This window comes from Chromohalobacter nigrandesensis, from assembly GCF_023061285.1.
GTDB lineage: Bacteria > Pseudomonadota > Gammaproteobacteria > Pseudomonadales > Halomonadaceae > Chromohalobacter > Chromohalobacter nigrandesensis.
The window spans coordinates 23,161-43,945 of record NZ_JAKGAM010000004.1 but is presented as its reverse complement, the minus strand read 5'-3'; the positions used below and the strand labels follow the sequence as shown (position 1 = coordinate 43,945).

Annotated in this window: 22 protein-coding genes; 8 read left to right on the top strand and 14 right to left on the bottom strand. The window is 59.4% G+C overall.

Features of this window, described 5'->3' with window-relative positions; translation table 11 throughout:
* Nucleotides 1-15 precede the first annotated feature (15 nt).
* The 13 genes from L1073_RS06965 to fliD form a co-directional block, all read right to left on the bottom strand.
* Nucleotides 16-888: a CheR family methyltransferase gene (locus L1073_RS06965; RefSeq protein WP_425531570.1), complete on the bottom strand. Its 873-nt coding sequence runs from the start codon at nt 886-888 to the stop codon at nt 16-18.
* Nucleotides 885-3,101: a methyl-accepting chemotaxis protein gene (locus tag L1073_RS17205; RefSeq protein WP_281506017.1), complete on the bottom strand. Its 2,217-nt coding sequence runs from the start codon at nt 3,099-3,101 to the stop codon at nt 885-887. Before L1073_RS17205 ends, L1073_RS06965 begins: the two co-directional genes overlap by 4 nt.
* Nucleotides 3,102-3,179: 78 nt before the next feature.
* A complete protein-coding gene (cheW, locus tag L1073_RS06950; protein WP_133696443.1) occupies nt 3,180-3,674 on the bottom strand; it encodes a chemotaxis protein CheW in 495 nt (164 codons plus the stop codon).
* Nucleotides 3,671-5,863: a chemotaxis protein CheA gene (cheA, locus tag L1073_RS06945; protein ID WP_246897918.1), complete on the bottom strand. Its 2,193-nt coding sequence runs from the start codon at nt 5,861-5,863 to the stop codon at nt 3,671-3,673. Before cheA ends, cheW begins: the two co-directional genes overlap by 4 nt.
* 24 nt (nt 5,864-5,887) lie before the next feature.
* Nucleotides 5,888-6,883, bottom strand: coding sequence for a flagellar motor protein MotB (motB, locus tag L1073_RS06940; RefSeq protein ID WP_246897916.1), 996 nt, complete (start codon nt 6,881-6,883; stop codon nt 5,888-5,890).
* 2 nt (nt 6,884-6,885) lie between these two features.
* The gene (gene motA / locus L1073_RS06935) at nt 6,886-7,767 is read right to left on the bottom strand and encodes a flagellar motor stator protein MotA (protein ID WP_246897915.1); all 882 of its coding nucleotides are present in this window, start codon (nt 7,765-7,767) and stop codon (nt 6,886-6,888) included.
* A gap of 156 nt (nt 7,768-7,923) precedes the next feature.
* Complete coding sequence (gene flhC, locus L1073_RS06930; protein ID WP_246897913.1) at nt 7,924-8,535, bottom strand: flagellar transcriptional regulator FlhC; 612 nt, start codon at nt 8,533-8,535, stop codon at nt 7,924-7,926.
* Nucleotides 8,536-8,546: 11 nt separating this feature from the next.
* The gene (flhD, locus tag L1073_RS06925; RefSeq protein ID WP_246897911.1) at nt 8,547-8,876 is read right to left on the bottom strand and encodes a flagellar transcriptional regulator FlhD; all 330 of its coding nucleotides are present in this window, start codon (nt 8,874-8,876) and stop codon (nt 8,547-8,549) included.
* Between the two features lie 342 nt (nt 8,877-9,218).
* Nucleotides 9,219-9,527: an EscU/YscU/HrcU family type III secretion system export apparatus switch protein gene (locus L1073_RS06920; RefSeq protein WP_246897909.1), complete on the bottom strand. Its 309-nt coding sequence runs from the start codon at nt 9,525-9,527 to the stop codon at nt 9,219-9,221.
* On the bottom strand, nt 9,520-10,734 hold the full coding sequence (fliK, locus tag L1073_RS17305) for a flagellar hook-length control protein FliK (RefSeq protein WP_246897907.1): 1,215 nt from the start codon (nt 10,732-10,734) through the stop codon (nt 9,520-9,522). The genes L1073_RS06920 and fliK overlap by 8 nt, the downstream gene beginning before the upstream one ends.
* Nucleotides 10,731-11,114, bottom strand: coding sequence for a flagellar protein FliT (gene fliT, locus L1073_RS06910; protein WP_246897905.1), 384 nt, complete (start codon nt 11,112-11,114; stop codon nt 10,731-10,733). Before fliT ends, fliK begins: the two co-directional genes overlap by 4 nt.
* A gap of 1 nt (nt 11,115) precedes the next feature.
* Nucleotides 11,116-11,514, bottom strand: coding sequence for a flagellar export chaperone FliS (gene fliS / locus L1073_RS06905; protein ID WP_246897903.1), 399 nt, complete (start codon nt 11,512-11,514; stop codon nt 11,116-11,118).
* Nucleotides 11,515-11,524: 10 nt separating this feature from the next.
* Nucleotides 11,525-12,907 (bottom strand): flagellar filament capping protein FliD, encoded by a 1,383-nt coding sequence (gene fliD, locus L1073_RS06900; protein WP_246897901.1) that lies wholly within the window; start codon nt 12,905-12,907, stop codon nt 11,525-11,527.
* Nucleotides 12,908-13,158: 251 nt separating this feature from the next.
* Here fliD and L1073_RS06895 point away from each other — a divergent pair, with 251 nt between their 5' ends.
* The 8 genes from L1073_RS06895 (at nt 13,159) to L1073_RS06860 (ending at nt 18,673) form a co-directional block, all read left to right on the top strand.
* A complete protein-coding gene (locus L1073_RS06895) occupies nt 13,159-13,659 on the top strand; it encodes a hypothetical protein (protein WP_246897900.1) in 501 nt (166 codons plus the stop codon).
* 70 nt (nt 13,660-13,729) lie between these two features.
* Nucleotides 13,730-14,344 carry a CBS domain-containing protein gene (locus tag L1073_RS06890; protein WP_246897898.1) on the top strand — a complete coding sequence of 205 codons (615 nt, stop codon included), beginning with the start codon at nt 13,730-13,732 and terminating at the stop codon, nt 14,342-14,344.
* A 74-nt stretch (nt 14,345-14,418) separates the two neighbouring features.
* Nucleotides 14,419-14,907, top strand: a complete 489-nt coding sequence (locus tag L1073_RS06885) for a hypothetical protein (RefSeq protein WP_246897896.1) — start codon at nt 14,419-14,421, stop codon at nt 14,905-14,907.
* Between the two features lie 48 nt (nt 14,908-14,955).
* Nucleotides 14,956-15,993 (top strand): asparaginase, encoded by a 1,038-nt coding sequence (locus L1073_RS06880; RefSeq protein WP_246897894.1) that lies wholly within the window; start codon nt 14,956-14,958, stop codon nt 15,991-15,993.
* A 132-nt stretch (nt 15,994-16,125) separates the two neighbouring features.
* A complete protein-coding gene (queC, locus tag L1073_RS06875; RefSeq protein ID WP_246897892.1) occupies nt 16,126-16,881 on the top strand; it encodes a 7-cyano-7-deazaguanine synthase QueC in 756 nt (251 codons plus the stop codon).
* Nucleotides 16,881-17,525, top strand: coding sequence for a 7-carboxy-7-deazaguanine synthase (queE, locus tag L1073_RS06870; RefSeq protein ID WP_246897891.1), 645 nt, complete (start codon nt 16,881-16,883; stop codon nt 17,523-17,525). Before queC ends, queE begins: the two co-directional genes overlap by 1 nt.
* Complete coding sequence (locus L1073_RS06865; RefSeq protein WP_246897889.1) at nt 17,525-18,364, top strand: 6-pyruvoyl trahydropterin synthase family protein; 840 nt, start codon at nt 17,525-17,527, stop codon at nt 18,362-18,364. Before queE ends, L1073_RS06865 begins: the two co-directional genes overlap by 1 nt.
* Nucleotides 18,365-18,412: 48 nt before the next feature.
* Nucleotides 18,413-18,673: a YkgJ family cysteine cluster protein gene (locus L1073_RS06860; protein WP_246897887.1), complete on the top strand. Its 261-nt coding sequence runs from the start codon at nt 18,413-18,415 to the stop codon at nt 18,671-18,673.
* Nucleotides 18,674-18,761: 88 nt separating this feature from the next.
* Here L1073_RS06860 and L1073_RS06855 read toward each other — a convergent pair whose 3' ends face one another.
* Nucleotides 18,762-20,570 (bottom strand): SurA N-terminal domain-containing protein, encoded by a 1,809-nt coding sequence (locus tag L1073_RS06855; RefSeq protein ID WP_246897885.1) that lies wholly within the window; start codon nt 20,568-20,570, stop codon nt 18,762-18,764.
* Nucleotides 20,571-20,785 lie beyond the last annotated feature (215 nt).

Genomic DNA, 20,785 nt, shown 5'->3' with positions numbered 1-20,785 from the left:
GTCAATACTGAAGGGTCAACGCGCTAATTCATACACGGTTTGCCCCCGCAACTTGAAACGCTGCGTCAGGTAGGAGAAATTTTCCGAGTGGCCGGTAAACAAAAGGCCATCGGGTTTCATCAAGGGTGCAAAACGCTCCAGGATGCGCGCCTGGGTTTCCTTGTCGAAATAAATCATCACGTTACGACAAAAGATAGCGTCGAACGGCCCCTTTGCCACCCAATTACCCGACGTCAGATTGAGTGATTGAAAATCAATCATCGCGGTCAGTTCAGGGCGAACCTTCGCCATCCCCGCACGTGCGCCACTGCCTCGCAGGAAAAACTTTCGACGACATGCCTCGGAAACCTTCTCGAGCTGATCCAGCGCGTAGATACCCTTGCGTGCCTTGTTCAGCGCGTCGGTATCGATATCGGTGGCCAGGATCTGTGCCTGAGAGGCCCGGCTACCCAGCGCCTCGCTAAGGGTGATCGCCAACGAGTAGGGCTCTTCCCCCGTCGACGCCGCCGCACACCAGATACGCACGGGCGATGTCGCTTGCTTGACGTGCTCCGCGAGTAGCGAGAAATGATGTGCCTCGCGGAAAAACGACGTCAGGTTCGTCGTCAACGCGTTGGTGAACGCCTCCCACTCCGGCGAGTCGGGATGCTGATCCAGACGCGCCAGATAATCGCTGAAGCGGCGCATGCCATGTAACCGCAGCCGCTTTGCCAAGCGGCTATAGGCCATTTCACGCTTGTGCGATGCCAGCACGAGACCGGCGCGCTTATAAATGAGCGTGCGTATCTTTTCGAAATCCGCTTCCGTGAATTCCAGATCTCGATCGGCGCTTCCGAACAAGCTAGGATGCTCTTCCTGCGGTGCAGGAGACTGATGAAATTCGCTCAAAAGGACTCCCACTCCTCTTCATGTGATGCCTGGTGAGCGCCCGCCTTCGGCGGCTCCTGGCGCTGAGACACCAGAGAGGTCTCTTGACGCTGCGCTGAAGATGACGTCGCCTGCTTACCGTCACCGTGGTTCGCGGGGGCCTGCGGCTTGGCAAGGCTTGCCGAACTCTTGTTGCGGCGCACCGTTTCGACGCCGCTACCGGCCAGGCGGAAGACAGCCACGGAGCGCGATAGATCGGTGACGCTGGATTCAAGCTCTGCGGCGAACGAGGCCGTCTGCTGTACGCGATGGGCATTCTGCTGAGTGACATCATCCATCTGCGTGATGGCCTGATTGATCTGTTCAATACCACTGCTTTGCTCGTCCGAGGCGGCGGTGATCTCGCTCATGATGTCGTTGACGCGCGTCACCGCATTGACGACCTCCTCGATGCTGCCCTCGGCCTTGCGCACCAGGTCGGTGCCGCCTTCGATCTCTTGCGTCGAATTGTCGATCAAGGCGCGAATCTCCTTCGAGGCGTCCGCGCTGCGACTGGCGAGATTGCGCACCTCACCTGCGACGACGGCGAAGCCACGACCCTGTTCGCCGGCACGTGCGGCTTCGACTGAAGCATTCAAGGCCAGGATGTTGGTCTGAAAGGCAATCGAGTCGATCATGCCGACGATATCGGCTACCTTATGCGAACTATCGCGGATACGCCCCATGGTGTTGACCACTTCCCCCATGACCTGGCCGCTCTGACGCACCGACTCACTGGCAGTGTTCGAGAGCTGGCTCGCCTGGCGCGCATTGTCGGCATTCTGCTTAACGGTGGCGGTCATCTCTTCCATGCTGGAAGCCGTCTGGGCGAGCGAAGCGGCTTGCTGCTCGGTACGTGAAGAAAGGTCTTCATTGCCTTCAGCAATGTTACGAGTCGCCGGTGCTACCACACCCACGTTTTCGTTGACCTCCTTGACGATGTTGCCAAGACTGCGACGCATGGTGTCCAGAGCGCGCGTCAGGCGTCCGATTTCATCCTGTTGACCGCCTTTGAGGTTGGCCCCGAGGTTACCGGCCGCAATCTGCAACGAGAAATCCAACGCCTCACGTACCGGGCGCAGTGTCGAGCGCACCGTGACGATCCCCAGCACCACCAGCACCACCAGCCCGAAGATGAAGACGCCCACCTGCCATAGCAGCATGTCATGCTGCGTCTCGGCCGCTTCGCTGGCCGTCTCCATAGCAGCGTTGCGCTTCTCATCGACCAAGCTGTTGAGCTGGTCGCTGACCTCTGCACGCTCGCCCTCCAGCACATCGTTGTAAGCCACATAGGCTTCATAGAAGTCGCCGGAATTCAGGGTATCCAAGACCACCCGCAACCCATCGTCCAGATAACGCTGGACGGAGGCATCGAAACGTTCGGCGGCCTCAGTGTGATTGGCGGGACGTTCGTCGTAATACGCGCTCCAGGCTTCGGAGAGACTAGTCATTAGTCCTTCGGCCTCGGCCGTCACCGCTTCCATGTCCCCCGACATGGGGTTACTCACGGGCTTGTCGACCAGATTTCGACCACTCGCCATCAACTGATCGATTTTCTGCAAGCGGGCGACGTCTTCCAGGCCCTGCTCGGAAAGTGCCTGAAGCTTGTCGCCGGCACGCTGCAAGTTGACCATGGAGAGAGCACTGCTGACCGCCAGCATCAACACCGCCACGACGATCATGGTCACCAGGCGACCTTTGAAGGTATTGAACTTGAGACGCTTGAGACGCGCCAAGACACCGGTATGCTGAATCTCGCCACGTTCGAGCTTGACCCCACGATGCTTGCCAGCCGACATGGCCGCATAGGTGCGCTCCGCATCGGCACGCGCCTTGGCGGAGGGCTTTACACGCACCGAGGTGTAGCCAACGATCTCGCCACCTTCGAAAATCGGCGTCACGGTGGCATGTACCCAGTAAAAATCACCGTTCTTGCAACGATTCTTGACCAGCCCGCCCCAGATTTCGCCTTTCTTCAGCGTCGCCCACATATTCTCGAAGGCTGATGGCGGCATATCCGGATGACGCACGAGGTTGTGCGGCGACCCTACCAACTCGTCGTAGGTAAAGCCGCTGATCTCGACGAAAGCCGGATTCGCGTAGGTGATGACCCCTTTCAAGTCCGTACGGGACAACAGGTAATCTTCATCCGCGAGCTCATGCTCACGTTGAGTAACGGGCTGGTTATTGCGCATGATACGGTTCCCTGGTGTTCGTTTTTTATTGATTTGTCTCGGCGCGCTCTGGCGGCGGCTCGCGACAGCTTATTGGACTTATTGGGCTTGTTGCTCGACCAACGCCATTTCCTCGCTGGTCAGCAGTTTCTCGATATCGACGATGACCAGCATGCGATCCTCGAGACTGCCCAAGCCGCTGAGATAATCGGCAGACAGCGTTTCCCCGAACTCGGGCGCGGGCTTGATCTGATCGGAAGAAAGCGTCATGACGTCGGACACGCCATCGACCACGATACCCACGACTCGGTCGGCGACATTGACCACGATCACCACGGTCTGCCCTTCGTATTCGACCTTGTCGAGGTGGAATTTGATGCGCAGATCGACGATCGGCACGATCACGCCGCGCAGATTGGTCACGCCCTTGATGAAATCCGGGGCATTGGCGATGCGCGTCACGTTTTCGTAACCGCGAATTTCCTGCACTTTCAGGATGTCGACGGCGTATTCCTCGCTACCCAGGGAAAACACCAGATATTCCTGACTTTGCGTATCGATTGCCGCCTCGGCGGCCTGGGTCATATCACTCATGAAACTACGTCCTCCTGGCGTGATGCGGTAAGTTCAGCGTGCTTGGGAGAGTTGGCACGCTGACGGTGCAAACGGTTGATATCGGCGATATCGAGGATCAGCGCCACACTGCCATCCCCGAGAATCGTTGCCGCCGATATGGCCGGCACCTTGCGGTAATTGGTTTCTAGGTTCTTGACGACCACTTGTTGCTGGCCGACGAGATCGTCAACCAACAAGGCATAGCGCCGCCCTTCGGCCTGCAGTATGACCGCAATGCATTGGGTCGGGTCCTGCTCGGCGCCGTCGATGTGCAGGATGTCGTGCAAGGCGATCAGCGGTAGGTACTCGTCGCGCACCTTGAGCAACTTGTCGTTGCCTGCCATCGAGTAGATATCATCGTTGCTGGGCTGCAGTGACTCGAGTACCGCCGAGAGCGGCAGGATGAAGATTTCCGACCCGCTCTTGATCGACATGCCGTCGAGGATGGCCAGGGTCAGCGGCAATACCACGCGGGTCGTGGTGCCTTTTCCGGGCCAGGATTGAATTTCGACATGGCCACCCATGGCCTGAATATTGCGCTTGACGACATCCATGCCCACGCCACGTCCGGAAACGTCGCTGACCTGATCGGCGGTCGAGAACCCTGCCGCGAAGATGAGCTGCCAGACCTCGTCGTCGCTCATGCTGTCGGAAACGGTCAATCCGTTATGAGCCGCCTTGGCGAGGATCTTGTCGCGGCTGAGACCGCCCCCATCGTCCTTCACTTCGATGAGGATGTTACCGCCCTGGTGCTGGGCAGAAAGCGTCAGTTGGCCTGTACGTGGCTTTCCTGCAGCCTCGCGCACATCCGGCATCTCGATGCCATGATCGAGACTATTACGCACGAGGTGCGTCAACGGATCGATGATGCGCTCGGTCAGGCTCTTGTCGAGCTCGGTGGACTGGCCTTCGGTGACCAGCTCGATCTCCTTGCCCAGTTTGCCGGTAAGATCGCGCACCAGGCGTGGAAAGCGACTGAACACATAGTCCATCGGCACCATACGGATCGACATCACCGACTCCTGCAAGTCACGCGCGTTGCGCTGTAGCAGGTTCATGCCATTGACCAGCGGCCCATGGGCGGCCACGTCGAGTTCGCTGGCGGTTTGATCGAGCATGGACTGGGTAATGATCAGTTCACCGACAAGGTTGATGATCTGATCGACCTTCTCCACCGGCACGCGAATCGTCGCCGACTCCGCACCCGCCTTTTTCTTGGCACCGCCCCCCCCCTTGTTAGCTGGCGCCGCATTCGCAGGCTTGTCGCTGGACGCTGCCTGTGTCGGTGCTTTCTCTGCGGGAGCCGCCGCCTGCTCGGCATCGGCAGAGGCCGATGCCTCGGGTGCCGGCGTATCGTCCTGAGACACAGCAGGTGCCGCAGCAGCATCGGCCTCTCCCTGCGTGGTCTCGTCGGTCGGCGCGGCAATCGCAGCGATGTCCAGTTGCTCAGGCTCGACGATAAAGCACATCACGGCTTCGATATCGTCGCGGCTGGAAGCACTCTCCAGTACCACCTCATAACGCGCGGCATCACCGTGCTGTTCTTTCACCTCGCCGAGATTACCGAGTTCCTCGACGAGGAGCTCACGGTCCTTGTCGGATACGTTCAACAGCACGACACGTAGCCAGCCGCTATCAGCGACGGCGTCCTGAACTTCCTGCGTCTGCCCTTCCGACGCCTCTTCGTCGACCTTATCCTCGGCCGCCGAGCTTGGGGGCTCATCCGCCACCCGCTCGGGCGGCACGGTATCGGCCTCAGGTTCACTGCCCACGCCATGTCCCAGCTCTTCCAGCGCTAGCTTCTTCAGCGTCTGGCAAATGCGGGCAAAGGCTTCCGGATCCGGTTCGGCGCCATTGCGGTAGGCATCAAGTTGGTCGTTAAGCATATCCTTGGTTTCCAGAAAGAGGTCGACGATATCCGTGCGCAAGATGAGCTCGCCCTGCCTGGCATAATCCAACAGGTTTTCGAGCATATGCGTAGTTTCTTGCAACACGCTGAACCCGAAGGTACCCGCGCCACCTTTGATCGAATGCGCGGCACGAAAAATGGCGTTGAGTTGCTCCGGATCCGGCTCGTCGAGATCCAGCTCGAGCAGGTGGCGCTCCATGTCGCCCAGTAGCTCTTCGGCCTCTTCGAAAAAGGTCTCGTAGAATTCGGTTATATCCATGCTCATCCCACGTGATCGTGATCGTTAGGGCGATGGCTGATCTTGCCCTTCACCGCCACCGGTAGTGCGTTCATACACTTGCGGGAGTGCGTTACGCATTAATGAGTCAGCGCCCTGCGTCGGCGACAACCCTTCTCGCTGCGTGTCATCCGTACTATCGAGTATCGTTTCGGGGTTCGCCGAACCGGCTTCGCCCTGATTTCGCAGTTGTTCGGCGGCGTGCTCCGACAACACGACGATGCTGATACGTCGATTGACCGCCTCGCTCGGCTTCGTTCCTTCGAGATTGACGCGTGATCCCATCCCCGCGACGCGCAGCAGCTTGTCGGAATCGAGCCCGGCCGCGACCAAGGCGCGACGCGACGCATTGGCACGGTCGGCGGAAAGTTCCCAGTTGCTATATCCTGCTTCACCTCCGGCATAACGCAGGTCATCCGTATGTCCAGTGAGGCTGATCGCATTGGGGACGTCATTGAGCTCCGGGGCCAGCGCCTGCAAGAGATCACGCATGTAGGGTGCGAGCCGAACACTGCCCAGCTCGAACATGGGGCGCTTGTCGGTATCGACGAGCTGAATGCGCAGCCCCTCGGGAATGAAGTCGGTACGCAGTTGGGAGCTCATCTGACGCAGATTCGGATCTTCGCGGACCTGGCGCTCCAGGCGATCGCGAAGCACTCTCAGACGTCGCATCTCGTCACTGGGGCGGGAGTGCTGGCGTTTGTCAATGCGCCGCTCTTCGCCTTCGGAGAAGGTAGGATCCGCCCCGCCACCGGGGATCGCGCTGGTACTGGCCGTCGACTTGTCACCGCCGGTCATCGCCACCGCCAGAGGCGTACGAAAATACTCGGCGATATGATCCAGTTCGTCTTCAGGCACCATCGACAATATCCAGAGCACCAGGAAAAGCGCCATCAAGGCAGTCATGAAATCGGCATAGGCAATCTTCCAATTGCCCCCATGATGCCCCTTACTGACGACTTTCTTGCGTTTGACGATGATGGGACGGCGTTCGCTACTCATGCTTAGCCCGTCCCAGTATCACGTGTACCGTTTCCCTCGGCCCGCACATGTTCTTCGAGCTCAGTGAACGAAGGCCGTTCAGCAAGAAACAGGGCCTTGCGCCCGAATTCTACCGCCAGTTGAGGCGCCATGCCGTTCAGGCTCGCCATCAATGTCACGCGAATGCATTGCAGCATCTTGATGGCTTCGGTGATCTGGAGTTGCAGTCGCTGAGCGACGGGTAACACGAACCCATAGGCGAGCAGAATCCCCAAAAAAGTTCCCACCAGCGCCTGGGCAATCATCTGCCCCATGGCCGCCGCTCCCTGATCGGCTGCCCCCAGGGCATGAACGACGCCCATGACGGCGGCCACGATGCCGAATGCAGGCAGGCCATCGCCGACACTCTGCAAGGAATGGGCGGGAATGTCCGCTTCATGCTGAAAGGTATCGATCTCGTGCTCCATGAGTGCATCGATCTCGAATGGATCCATGTTGCCACTGACCATCAAACGCAAGTAGTCGGTGATGAACGCCATGATCAAGGGGTCACTGGAGATCTTGGGATAGTCGGAGAAGATCGCACTATCCTCGGGGGAGTCGATATCGCGCTCGATAGCCAGCATGCCGTCCCGCCGCGCCTTGGTCAGCAGGCGGTACTGCATTGCCATCAACTCCATGTACATCGCCTTGTTGTACTTATTGGTACGCTTGAGCTTCGAAAACGTACGCAAGGTAGCCTTTATCGCCTTGCCATTGTTGGCAGCGATGAAGGCGCCCACGGCAGCACCGACGATCATGAGAATTTCGGATGGCTGGAATAGCGCACCGAAGTGCCCACCGACGAGGGTATAGCCCCCTCCGATCGATGCGATAACAACCAAATAGCCGATTAGAATCAACACAGCAGAACGCTCCTAGCGGCATGCATGACTGGCCCGTTGATATCTCTATCGGCAGGAAGCGACACGCCTTGAATGAAAAAACGCAGAAATGCGTCGTGTCGCTTCCCGGTATCGGTCGTTATCTCTGCGCCCACGACGACGCTAGAGATGAAAAACCTATCTAGCGACGAGACGTCGCGCCGTCACACTCACAGCCTCGGACGCCGGCACAAACTGACGATGCGGCGTCGCCACCCGCTCCTCGGGCTGCCGTTTCTTGCGTGTCTTGCCGGCACGCGAAGGCGGCTGACAGATACCGCAGACGAAGTCGTGATCGGGACTGTAGGCGTGAGCGACGAACCGGCCACCGCAGTTGGTGCAGGCCGAAAGTTGCATCATGCCGCTTTCGAAGAAGCGAATGAGTGTCCAGGCACGCGTCAACCCCAGCACCGGCTCCCCTTCTTCAAGACTGACTTGCTCTAGATAAAGCCTGAAAGCCTTGATGAAAGCCGACATTCGCTCACAACCGCAATCGTCGAGCAGGCTCGAGTAAATGTTGTAAAACAACGAGGAATGGATGTTCGGCATCCAGGTAATGAACCAGTCGGTCGAAAACGGCAGCATGCCCTTGGGGGGCGACATGCCACGCACTTCCTTGTAGAGCTTGATCAAGCGCCCTCGGCTCAAATCCGTCTCGGTCTCGAGCACCTGCAGACGTGCTCCCAGTTCGATCAACTCGATGGCGAGCTGCACCTGCAACATTTCGCCCACTAGACTTTTCTCGCTCACGACGATACTCCTCAGTTCGAAGAGACAGACGAGCGCTCGTTGCGTGCGCTCGCCATCAACAGGGCAGCATGCGTCTGCCCCAACCCCTGCTCCCGCTGATTGTGTGTCAGCTTGCGAAGTTGCTGCGGCTCGTCATAGCAGAGCCGGCAGAGCAGTTGATTCGTTCGTGCGAGTTGTGTCAGTTGCTTGATCGACAAGGAAGCGATGAGATCCGCCATTTCGTCGTCGATCTTGAGACGAAAGAGCGCGGTAGTGCGATCTTCGCTGATCATGCGCTGCGCAAGCAGCAGGTAGGACAGGTTGATATCTTGGATATCATCCAGAAGGCTATCGGTTTCCATATAAATCCCTGCGTACGACGTTATTGTGGTGGAGGAGGCTTCTACGACCTCTCTCCCATGAGCCATTTTTTTGGTTTTTCGGCTGACTCGATTCTTACCGTCGCATCATTTTGAGACGTTTTTATGAAAAGATTCAACATCTCCTACATGGAAACAAACAAATCCTTACAAAAAAAGAATGAGGCTTCTCACTCATAAGTGCGATATTAGCCATGCTGCAGAGGACGACTAGCCCATGAGTGGCAAGCATTGCCGACGCTTTGGACACCTGCCACATCAGGATAATTATTAGCAAGCTATAAAAAGAGGGTGCGTCAATAAGCCGCAGTCTTTCGTCGCAATTCAACGACGCATGGACGCGCCTGACTCGCTATTCGAGGCCGCTTCCTCACGCTCCAGGTCATAGACCCAGGCCAGCAACTCGGCAATGACTTGATACAACGTGGGAGGAATTTGAGCATCCAGATCGACCTGCATCAAAAGCGCCACCAACTCGGGGGCATCATGCACGAAAATGCCATCTTTCTTGGCTGTCGAGACAATCCGTTCAGCCAGGTCGCCGTATCCCTTGGCCACCACGACAGGCGCCGCCGAAGGATCTTGATAAGCTAACGCAACGGCGCGTCGCCTTTCGTCGGACGTGTCACTCATGGCGCTCCTCACTCGCGTCGTTATCAGGCATACGGTGCACGTCGATCACGGCTTGCACTCCTAAAGCATCAAGGCGTTCATGCAACGCCGACGCCTGTTCCGAAAGGCGCTCCAAGGCCGGACCTTCAGGCGCCGAGATCGACAACGAGGCTCGCTCGGCACGTAGTGTCATGGCGATATGCACGTCACCGAGATGCGGCAAGGAAATATTCATCTCACTATGCCAAGGCGACTTGTCATGCCCCTGCGATTGCCCCTCACCGTCGGCATCCTGGCCATCGCTTCCCGACCATTGCTGCAGCGTCATGGCCAACATGATGCCCGGCCATAGCATACCTTCCCAACGCAGTGACGGTGTCACCAACATCTCCAGTTGATGGCGGACGACAGACTGCAAGGTATCGCTTTGATCCGTGCCGATTTGCTGAAAGGCCGAACTCGCCAGGGTATGACGCTGCTCGCTCGTCAGCATCTCCCCACGCGCCGAGAGCATCTCGGGAGAAGCGCCTTGCTGTGCTGGCGAGGGCGCTTCGGCGAAACGGTTGGCAGCGGTCGCGGGGCGCAGCACAGTCGACGCAAGCGGTGATGCCAGCTCGGCCATGGCCGCGCGAGTGGGCGACCCCGTGTCCGCCATACGCCCCGCATGAGGCGCTTCGGCTGTGGCAAGACCAGTTGCTGCCGACAAACGCGGTGCCAACGCCATTTGCGGTTCGCGGGACAGCGCGGCAGTGGACCATTCACCCTTCAGCCAACGCGCCAGATGCGATTCGTAGAACACGCCACTGTTTTGAATATTTTGCTGCAATTGAGACGCCAGGAGCCTCGGCGACGCATCACCCTCCTGAAGTAACGGCTGCGGCGAGGTAATCGAGGAAGGCGGTGCGGGAAAACGCGCCAGCACATCGGCAATAGTGCGCGCGGCGGTACTGAAATGCGTGGTGGACGAGTTGGGCGTCGACGCAGGCTCTCCCGCCTTGCCTGAGGGCACACCCGATTCGAGAAGCGCCGTAGCACGCGCCGAGGTCAACTCGGCTTGTGCAGAGCCGCGCTGCTGAAGCCCACCGCCTTCTCGGGTCAATGATTCTATGGCATTTCCAGAGAGTATCGGCTTGACTGGCGCGGGCAGGTCGTTCGTACGAGGCGCGTCGACTCGTTGCCCCAATACCTGATGGAGCAGAGTGTCGATAATCGGCGTGATACCACTCACGTGCGCCCTTCAGTGCCCCGAGAGGGGCGAGTGCGCTGCGATAGCGTGCCTTGTCCTTGGTTGTAGGCACGCACCAACGCTTGCTGACGCCGAGAACTGCCGATCAATTGCGTGAGCTCCTCGCAGCGGGCATCGAGCTGGTCTCGAATGACGCGATCGTTCTCGAGAATCTCCTCGATCATGCGCGCGCAGTACTGGCGCTCTTGCGCATTGAACCGATCGCTTTGAGGTGTGCGCCGCAATACCTCGACATCGTCCACATAGCGAGCACGCTGCTGTATCAGGGTCTCCCAATCCTCGTGACGAGCGCTTTCAAGCATTGCCCGAGAGCGCTCGAGCATATCCTCATAGATGTCCAGACGCTCCGACGCATTGCTCATCTCATGATCCATCCACTTGCGGGGCGATTTCACGCCAGGCCGAGCCGATATTTTCCAACAGGCGTGCAGCCTCGTCGAGCGCCGCCTGATCGTTGCGCAAGTTGGCTCTCAACAACAGCCGCGCGATATAGTCATACAGACTCCCCAAGCGCTCCGAGAGTTCACCGCCGCGCTCATGATCGAGCGCCGCCGCCAACCCGTTGTTGACAATATTCAGGGCCTTGGTGATCGCCTGCCCCTTGGCGGAGATATTGCCATCCTCCATGTGCATCTTGGCGGCCCGAATGGAGGCTTGCGCGCCGTCGAAAAGCATCACGATCAATTGATGTGGACTGGCCGACATCACCCCGGATTCGACACCGACACGGGCATAGGCCTGGGCGCCTCGCATCATATTCATGATAGTTCCCCTACTGGTTCATTTGTGCATTCAAGCTATCGAATTGCTGGGTCAGATAAGAACTCGTCGAATTCATTTGCGACACCAGTGAATCCAACTCGGCGAATTGCTTGCGGTAGCGCTCCACCGTCGCATCGATAGAGGCTTGCATACTGGTGTAACGCTCGCCGAGGCGCTCGATGGAGGTATCGATACCGCTGGTAGCAGTGTCCAGTGTTCCTCCCTCATCCAGCAGGTTGCCCAACACCGTATCCAGACTAGCAGCGAAGCCGTCACTTTCTTCATCGTCGACATTGCCAGCGAAAAACGCGCTGACACTGTCGAGATTGTCCTCGATCGCTTCATCCAAGGCGTCGTCGTCGATCTCGAGCGTGCCATCGAGCGTCAAGGAAATTCCCATATTGGACAGCAACGCGAAATCGCCGTCTCCAACATGCCCCATGGCATTACGCAGTTGCGATTCCACGCCTCGCAGCGTGGCGTTGCCGAGTAACTTCCCCGCTGCTCCGGACTCGGCGTCGAACGACGTCAAGCTCGACATGCGCTCTTGCAGCGAATTGTAGGTCTTGACGAAATCATTGATAGAATCCTTGATCGCGCCGTCGTCGCGGCTGAGCGTCAGCGCATCCGCCTCGCCCTCATTGGTGGCCTGCAGATCGAAGGTCACGCCTTGCAGCGCCCCCTCGACATGATTCGACGCACTGGTGATGGCGATCCCGTTCACGCTCAACTGTGCATCCTGGGCGGCCACCGTTTGACGCATGTCGCTGGTCTCGGGGGCGGCGGCATCAAAACCGAAAGCTGCCTGCAACCCGGCCTCTTCGGAGGAAATCGCGATTTGATTGGCTGCCCCCGTCTCGGTGGCAGTCAGCACCAGACGCTGGGGCTTATCGCTGCCATCGTTGATGATCGAGGCACTGATGCCGGTCCCTTCCGCATTGATCGCGTCCCGCAAGCCTTCCAGAGTATTGTTGCTATCGTCGAGGATGAGGGAAAACGCCTCGTCGCCAACACTGAAAGAAAGCTCGCCGGTATCGAGCGTGGCCTCTTTTTCGAACCCCTCGGAAGCCAGCGTCTGCGACCGAGCCAAGGCGCTCACTTCAACCTGGTAACGCCCCGGGACGGCAGTATTGTCGGTCGATACGCTGACGGCATCGCCCTGCATTTTGCTGCTCAACGCCTGGAAGGTCTCGGGATCATTGAGCGCGGTTACCGACTCGCGCAGCGAGCCCAAGGCATTCTCCAGCTTTCCGAACGCCGACAGCTTGGCCTTGTAGCTTGCCCGCTGTTCGGTAATCGGCTCTAGCTTCGCGCTCTCGGCTTCTTTCAGATCGTCCAGCAAGCCACTCAAGTCCAGCCCCGAACCGACACCCAAGGAAGTAATCGTAGGCATGACATGCCCTCAGCGAATAGGTTGATCTTTTTACCACGAGGCCCGTCGACGCTAGCGTCGAAAAGACTGACTTTACGAGCGTTATTCATACATCGGCCCCGGGAGCGTAAACTTTAGCCCTTGCTCGTCATCGCTTCTCACCGTTCGAGGCAAGGCGACACGTCCCGCGCCCGCCCGTCGACGCTGGCATTTTCACGCCTCGATGGGCGATGATAGGCAATTCGAATCGACCCCCAGGAGCCACAGCCACGATGGACTCGACATCGCTTTTCGCCGACTACGCACGCTGGCAACGCTTTCAGCGTCAAGACCAGCTTCATCGCGAACATAATGCTGCCGTGCGCAAGCTGGCCGAGTCAGGCGCAATGGCGTCGCGCGTCGCCGAGGGCTACCGCAGCATGGCGGAAAAAGGTGCTGCCGAGGGCGCTTGTTACCGTACTCTATTTCTGCGTCAGCGCCCTCATGAAACCTCGCTGGCATGCGAAGGCTGGCTCTTCGTACGTCGCGTTCTTGCCGAAGGCGGTATCACGCGCGTACGCGGGACGCTGCTTGAAAGCTTCACACTCGAAGATGGCAGCCTCACGCCTGGCGACAAGCCAGCCATCAAGGTCACGCTGGATATTTACGATGAGATTCTCGTCAAACGCACCATGAAGATGGGGTGCCGCATCGACCGTCAGGACGATGATCGAGACCGCCATTTCATTACCTTTCTCGACAGTGTGCGTGGCGATCTTCGCCAGCACATGTGAACCCTGTCGCCAAGCCTCGTTCCACGATTTCCGACGCGGCCTGGCGGCTCAGCATACGAGGCAGTTCGTCATGACGACATCCTCCACACCGCGCCTCTATTCCACGCTGACCCTGTCGGAACTCGACGGCGTCACCGGCATCGCTCAACCGCGCGCCACCCATCACAAACTGACGCTGGACAGTCCGGCGGCGCGACTCTTGACCGATTTCAGCACTCAACGCGCCCAGACCACCCTGACCTCCAATACCATCTCGCAGGCTCTCAATACCATGAAACAGGCAGGCGTACGCTTGCTCATGGTCATGGGCCCTGACGGGCGCTTCACCGGTGTCATCAACGCTCGCGAATTGGTCGGAGGACGCAAGATCACCATCGCCATGCAGCAACATGATGTGCCCCGCGAGGAAGTCACCGTGGACATGATCCAGACGCCGCGTGCGCAGTTGCACTCCCTGCCGCTAGCACAGTTGGAGACCGCACGTGTCGGCGACCTCGTGGAAACGCTCAAGGCATCCGGCGACCAGCACTTGCTGATTACCGCCCCTGGGGAACAAGGTCCGATCATTCGCGGGCTGGTTTCGGCCTCCGATATCAGTCGGTCGCTGGGGATCGACCTCGATCATCCACCGGAAGCGCGTAGCTTCGCCGCCATTTGCCAAGTCATTCTCGGGCACGACCTGTAACGCGTGCCCCACCGGGCTCGGTGCCGCCCACGCCCGAGCCCGGCGACGCTTATCGCCGGTCGAAGGAGCTTTGCATGCTCGAGTGGTTGCAGGATCGCCTGTCCCGCCAACAAGGCATTGCCATCTGGGTCGTCAAACAACTCGACGACACGACCTTGCATCTTTGCGGCAAGGGGATGGCAGAAGGAACGGAGCGGATGTCGCGTCGTCGACGCGCATTGGCCCGCGGCACTTTCGTGGGACCGGTGCGTATCGGTGAGCATCACGAGGTGTTGCACTCCGATCTTTTCGCACGGCTCCCGTTACGCAGCGAGATACACTTGATCGATGAGGGTGAGGCCGAGTATGCGGGTCGGCGTTATCACGTTTCCTGGGTGCCGGAACGCTGCTGGCGCTTCCAGGGCCCGCTGATTTCTCAGCCCCAGCGCAACGACGGTAAATTGCGCTTCGTCAGCCACGAAGACGTCGCCGCAATACGCGAAAAGGCTGCTACGCCGAACGCTTCGACAACACCACCGCGCCAATCCGATGGCTGGTCGCTGGCCAAACGAGACGACGACTAACGATCGCCACACGCCTATCCTGTTATCTTACGAGACACGCGTGACACCATGACTGCCAACACTATTCTCGTCCTCTATGCTGGCGGCACCCTCGGCATGCTCGACGGCCCCCGAGGCCTCCACCCCGGCGGCAATTTTGAGGCGCGCCTGCGTCAGGCCTTCACGCATCTCGCCGCCTCTCGGCGCGATGCCATACCACCTTTCGAAATGCTCGAATACACTACGCCCATCGATTCGAGCAGTGCCACGCCCGCCGATTGGCAGCGACTGGCGCGCGACATTGCCGAGCGATATGCGGATTATGCCGGCTTCGTGGTCCTGCATGGCACCGATACCTTAGCGTGGTCGGCCTCGAGCCTGGCCTTCCAATTGCAATGTCTGGGCAAACCCGTCGTTGTCACCGGAGCGCAGAAACCGCTGGAAGCACCTCACAGCGACGCCCTCGACAACGTCGCAACGGCGCTGCGTTTCGCCGCCCGGACGGACCTCACCGAAGTCGCCATCGCCTTCGGCGGCAAACTCATGCGCGGTTGCCGCACGCGTAAATGGGATACCCAAGCATTCGATGGCTTTCACGCCCCCAACTGGCCATTGTTGGGCGAAATCGTCGATGACGAGCCGGTTCTCTATACTGAGCGATGTCTTTCGCCTAACGGTGCGCCGCGCTTCGAACTACCCAACCTCGTGCCCACGTCGTCAGTCATACGTCTGCCACTATGGCCCGGCATTCAAGCACGTCAGGTCGCGCAACTGCTCGATGACGACAATGTACACGGCGCCGTTCTCGAAAGCTGGGGGAGCGGCAATATTCCCGACGACACGGCCCTGGCAGGTGAACTGGCCGCCGCTAGTAGCCGTGGCACATTGCTCGCCGTCATCAGCCAGTGTCCGCACGGCCCCGTGACGCTAGGCACCTATGCCAGCGGCAATGTACTCAAGGATATCGGCGCGCTCGCCGGCGACGACATGACGCCCGAAGCGGCGTTTACCAAACTCGTTCACCTGGTCTCACAGCCACTCCCTGAGGCCCAGCGCCGACGCCAGTTCCTGACCTCTTTATGCGGCGAGCGCAGCGCACTGGCTTGACGCCACGCTAGCCGGCGAATGGTTCGCCGGTTACACTGTGCGCGCTTCGTCCGGACCGGATCCCGGGCGTGTTTTCCGCCAGTGTCGTGACACTGGCGGGAGGCTACAAATTCTCCGCTCAGGACAAACCTCATGACCGACACACCGCACTATGCCCCTCAGCCATCCGGCGCTGAGGCAAGCACTATTACCGCACTCACCACACCCGACGATACCGCCAAGGCCGTGGTCATATACTCCGGCGGGATGGACTCCTATACCGTTCTGCATCGCGCCCTGCGCGCCGGGTTCGACGTCCATGCCTTGTCGTTCCACTACGGACAACGCCACTCGCGTGAACTCGAGACGGCAAGCCAGGTCTGCCAGCAGTTGGGCGTCGCCCACCAAGTGGTCGACATCCGCGCCATCCACGGCCTGATCGGCAATTCCGCCCTTACCGATGCCGATCGCGACATGCCCGGAGGCGACTACGATGCCGACAACATGACCGCCACGGTGGTGCCCAACCGCAACATGATCCTGCTCTCGCTGGCCATAGGTCACGCCATCAACATCGGTGCCAATGTCTGCTTCTATGGCGCCCATGGCGGCGATCATGTGCTCTATCCCGACTGCCGCCCCGAATTCGTCGAGGGCGTCAACGCCGTTGCCGCCATCGCCGATTTCAATCCCGTGCGTGTCGCCGCCCCCTATCTGCACTCCAGCAAGCACGACATCCTGGCCGACGGCGTCGCGATGGGACTCGATTACGCCCAGACCTGGACCTGCTACCTGGGAGGCGAGTATGCCTGCGGACAATGCGGTAGCTGCCGGGAGCGTCTGGCGGCCTTCGCCGCACAGGGAGTCGACGACCCCCTGGCCTACGCCGCGCCGGAGAAAGTGTCGTAATGTACAGCGTCAAGGAAGCCTTCTATACGCTCCAGGGCGAAGGGGCACACGCCGGACGTGCCAGCGTGTTCTGCCGCTTCACGGGCTGCAATCTCTGGTCGGGGCGTGAACAAGACCGCGCCACCAGTCACTGCCGCTTTTGCGACACCGATTTCATCGGGACCGATGGCCAGAACGGCGGTCGCTTCGAGGATGCCCACGCCTTGGCGGCTCATCTCATGAATCTTTGGCCTCACGCGCCGGAAGCTGCCGTACCCTACGTGGTATTCACCGGCGGCGAGCCGCTGCTGCAGCTCGATAAACCGCTTATCGAGGCCATGCACGCCCAGGGATTCGAAATCGGCGTCGAGACCAACGGCACGCTCCCATCGCCCGCCGGCATCGATTGGCTATGCGTCAGCCCCAAAGGCGACGCGGCGTTGCGCATTACGCAAGGCGATGAGCTGAAGCTGGTGTTTCCGCAGTCCGATGCCATGCCCGAGCACTTCACGCATCTCGCCTTCAGGCATTTCTTCCTGCAGCCGATGGATCTCGTCCCGCGCGGCGGGCAAGGCACGACCATGCAAGACACTGTGTCTTACTGCCTTGCTCATCCACAGTGGCGCCTGTCGCTGCAAACTCACAAGATCGCGGGAATCGACTGATGACGCTTTTCGTCAACCACCTCACCCATATAGACGCCTCGCTGTGGTCGCCGGAACGTGGCTTGACCGGCGTGAGCTGGCATGTCGATGCCGAGCTCACGGGCGAACTCGGCCCCGACGGCATGCTGTTCGACTTCGGCGAGGTTAAACCCTGGATCAAATCACGGCTCGACGAGGGCCTCGACCACACCTTGCTGGTCCCGACCCAGGCACCGGGGATCCAGGTGTTCGATTGCGCCGAGGGGCTGTGCCTACGCACTCAATTCCCCTATCCCATTGAGCTTCGGGGCCCGCGTCAAAGCTTTACCCTGCTGCCCTGGCCAGAGATCACCACGCAGCGTTTGGCTACGCACCTCTCCGACGAACTCAGCCGTCGACCGCCCGCCAAGGTCGAGACGATCCGTCTGCGTCTACGCGATGAAGACATCGAGTCGGCCGCCTATACGTACAGCCATGGCCTCAAGCATCATGCGGGCAATTGCCAACGCATCGCCCACGGCCACCGCTCACGTCTGCATATCTGGCGGAACGGAAAACGTGACCTCGACCTGGAGTGCCAATGGGCGCAGGCACTGGATGCCTGCTATTTGATTCACGACGAGGACCTCGCGCCGCAAGCCGATGAGTCTCTGGATACATTGAGTGTGGCCTATCGCGCCGATCAAGGGCACTTCCACCTGACGCTGCCCCGCGAGCGCTGCCATCTGCTATCCACACCCACGACCATCGAGCATATCGCCGCCTGGCTCGCGGAGAAGATCGCCCAGGAGACGCACAGCCGGATTCGCGTCCAGGCCTTCGAGGGAATCGACAAGGGCGCCATCGCCGAAGCATCGTAAACGGCACCGCTGGTGATCGCATTTCATTCGTCGAACGGAATATGTCCCATGAACTGTCGCATCGGTTGTGGCGCATGCTGTATTGCGCCAACCATCAGCTCCTACATCCCCGGCATGCCCGATGGCAAGCCGGCCGGCGTACGTTGCGTGCAACTCGATGAAGACAATCGCTGCCGCCTGTTCGGCGATCCCCGGCGACCCACCGTTTGCCATGCCTTCGATTACGACCGCGCGGTTTGCGGTGACAATCGCGAGGAAGCACTGACCATCCTCGATGACCTGGAGCGGCATACCGAAACGTCTTCCTAAGCCTCTTCTCTTGACCGGTAAAGTACGATGAACCAAAAAAGCGCGCCTCCTGGGAGCCGCGCTTTTTATCTTTACCCGTGGGCGTCGATCAATGACGCTCGATATCGGCTTCTTCGCGTAGGGTCTCGGTCAGACCTTGAATGGCGGCCTGCGCACGCAACCGCTGGGTCATTTGCGTGCTATCACTCGCATCACCTGTATCGCCGTCGCGCACATCGGTCAATTCGATGATGGCGACACCCTCATCGGCAGCAGCTTGCCCGAAGCTGCTGCCCTGATCGGGATGCGGCAGACGGAAGGCTTGACGCAGCACACCCTCGGGCGCATCGCTGCCGTCGCGTGTAGCATCTTCGACGCTCTGCCAGTCGAGTGACACTGAATCCCCTTTCTTGAGCGTCTCGACCAATGTCTTGGCACGGGCTTCAAGCGCTTCGCGCGTCTTGACGTCCTTGGCTGCTTCACGCACCTGATCCTTCACCTCATCGAGCGGCAGGGTCGTGGCGTCACGATGGTCGGCGACACGCACCACGGCACGGCGTTGATCATCGAGTTCCAGCACATCGCTGTTATAGCCGTTTTCCAGCACATCCTCGCTGAAAGCGGCATCCATCACGCCAGGCTCAGCGAGCACGCCATCGGCACTGTCCCTGGAGACCCAGTCGCTCGTCTGCATCTCTAAGCCCAGCTCGTCGGCAACGCTCTGTAAGTCTTCTGCCGCATAGCTTTGGTCTTCCAGTGCCTGCACCTGCTGGTTAAACGCATCACTGGAATTGTCGAGACGTACTTGCTCGGCGAGCTGCTCGCGCCTTTCATCGAAGCTGGGGGAATCGATATCGGTGACCTTGATTAGATGCAGGCCATCGCCACCATCGACGACCGACGACACGTCGCCTTCGCCCAGCGAGAAAGCAGCCTCATCGAACGCGTCGCCCAAGAAGCCGCGATTGATCACGCCCAAGTCGCCGCCCTGGTCGGCGGATGCCGTATCGTCGGAGTATTCGGCCGCCACCGCTGCAAAGTCTTCACCGTCGTCGAGCTTGTCCTGAGCTTCCTCGATACGCGTCATGGCCTCGTCGCGAGAACGCTCATCGCCATAATCGACCATGATGTGTGCGACTTCGCGAGGCGCGTCCTGCCGCTCTTCTGCGTAAGCGTCTCGCAATTCCTGCTCATCGACCTCGACATCCTGAGCCACATCTTCCTGATTCAGTACCACCGACTCGATCTTGACCTGCTCGGGGCGCTGATATTGATCTTGATGCGCATCGTAATAGGACTGCATGTCGTCTTGGCTCACCTCGACCGGAGTGTCGAGATCATCTTCTGTCAACGCGGCATAGCGGAAGTCACGCGTCTGATTCTCCAAGGCCTGCAGGCGCTTGGCCTCCCCCGGGAGCACCAGAGTCGACAGCCCGATCCCCTGTTGAAGCTGCTGACGCTTCAAATCACTGCGTAGCTCCCTGCGAAACGACAAGGGTGTATAGCCCGCTTGGGAGAGACGGTTGGAGAAGAGTTCCTGAGAAAAGTTACCCTCCGAATCCTGAAACTCGGGACGGCCAACGATGAGCTGATCGATCTGCGCATCGGAGAGATGCATGCCTCCTTCTTCGGCGTACTGATCCAGCAATTCCGTAGAGATCAGTTGATCAGTGACCTGTTTACGCAGCTCACGTTCTTGATCGGGCGGTACTTGCCCCGAACGAATGGCGCGTTGCACCTGCATCTCGACCGCTCGCTTGCCGATCGGTTCGCCGTTCACGGTCGCGGCATCATCACTGCCGGAGGTAAAGACCCCGACCAGGGACTCGGCCCCGAAGAGTGCGAACGTCACGATGATCGCGCCGACGATCACTTTGGCGGCCCACCCTTGGGAACCCTCTCGAATTCGTTGCAGCATGCTTGCCTCGACGTGATGGAGATTCTTGAAACTAGAACGGATTATACCGGCAACGAGTGTGTCCCGGTCAAAAAGGGGCACGCTTACGCATGGCTACCGGCATGAAAAAGGCGCACCGCTTACGCGATACGCCTCTTTTGCTGGACCGAACCGACACGACATCTCGCTTCAGACACGGCTTTCTGCATGCATCGCGCCCATGACGAACACCTCGG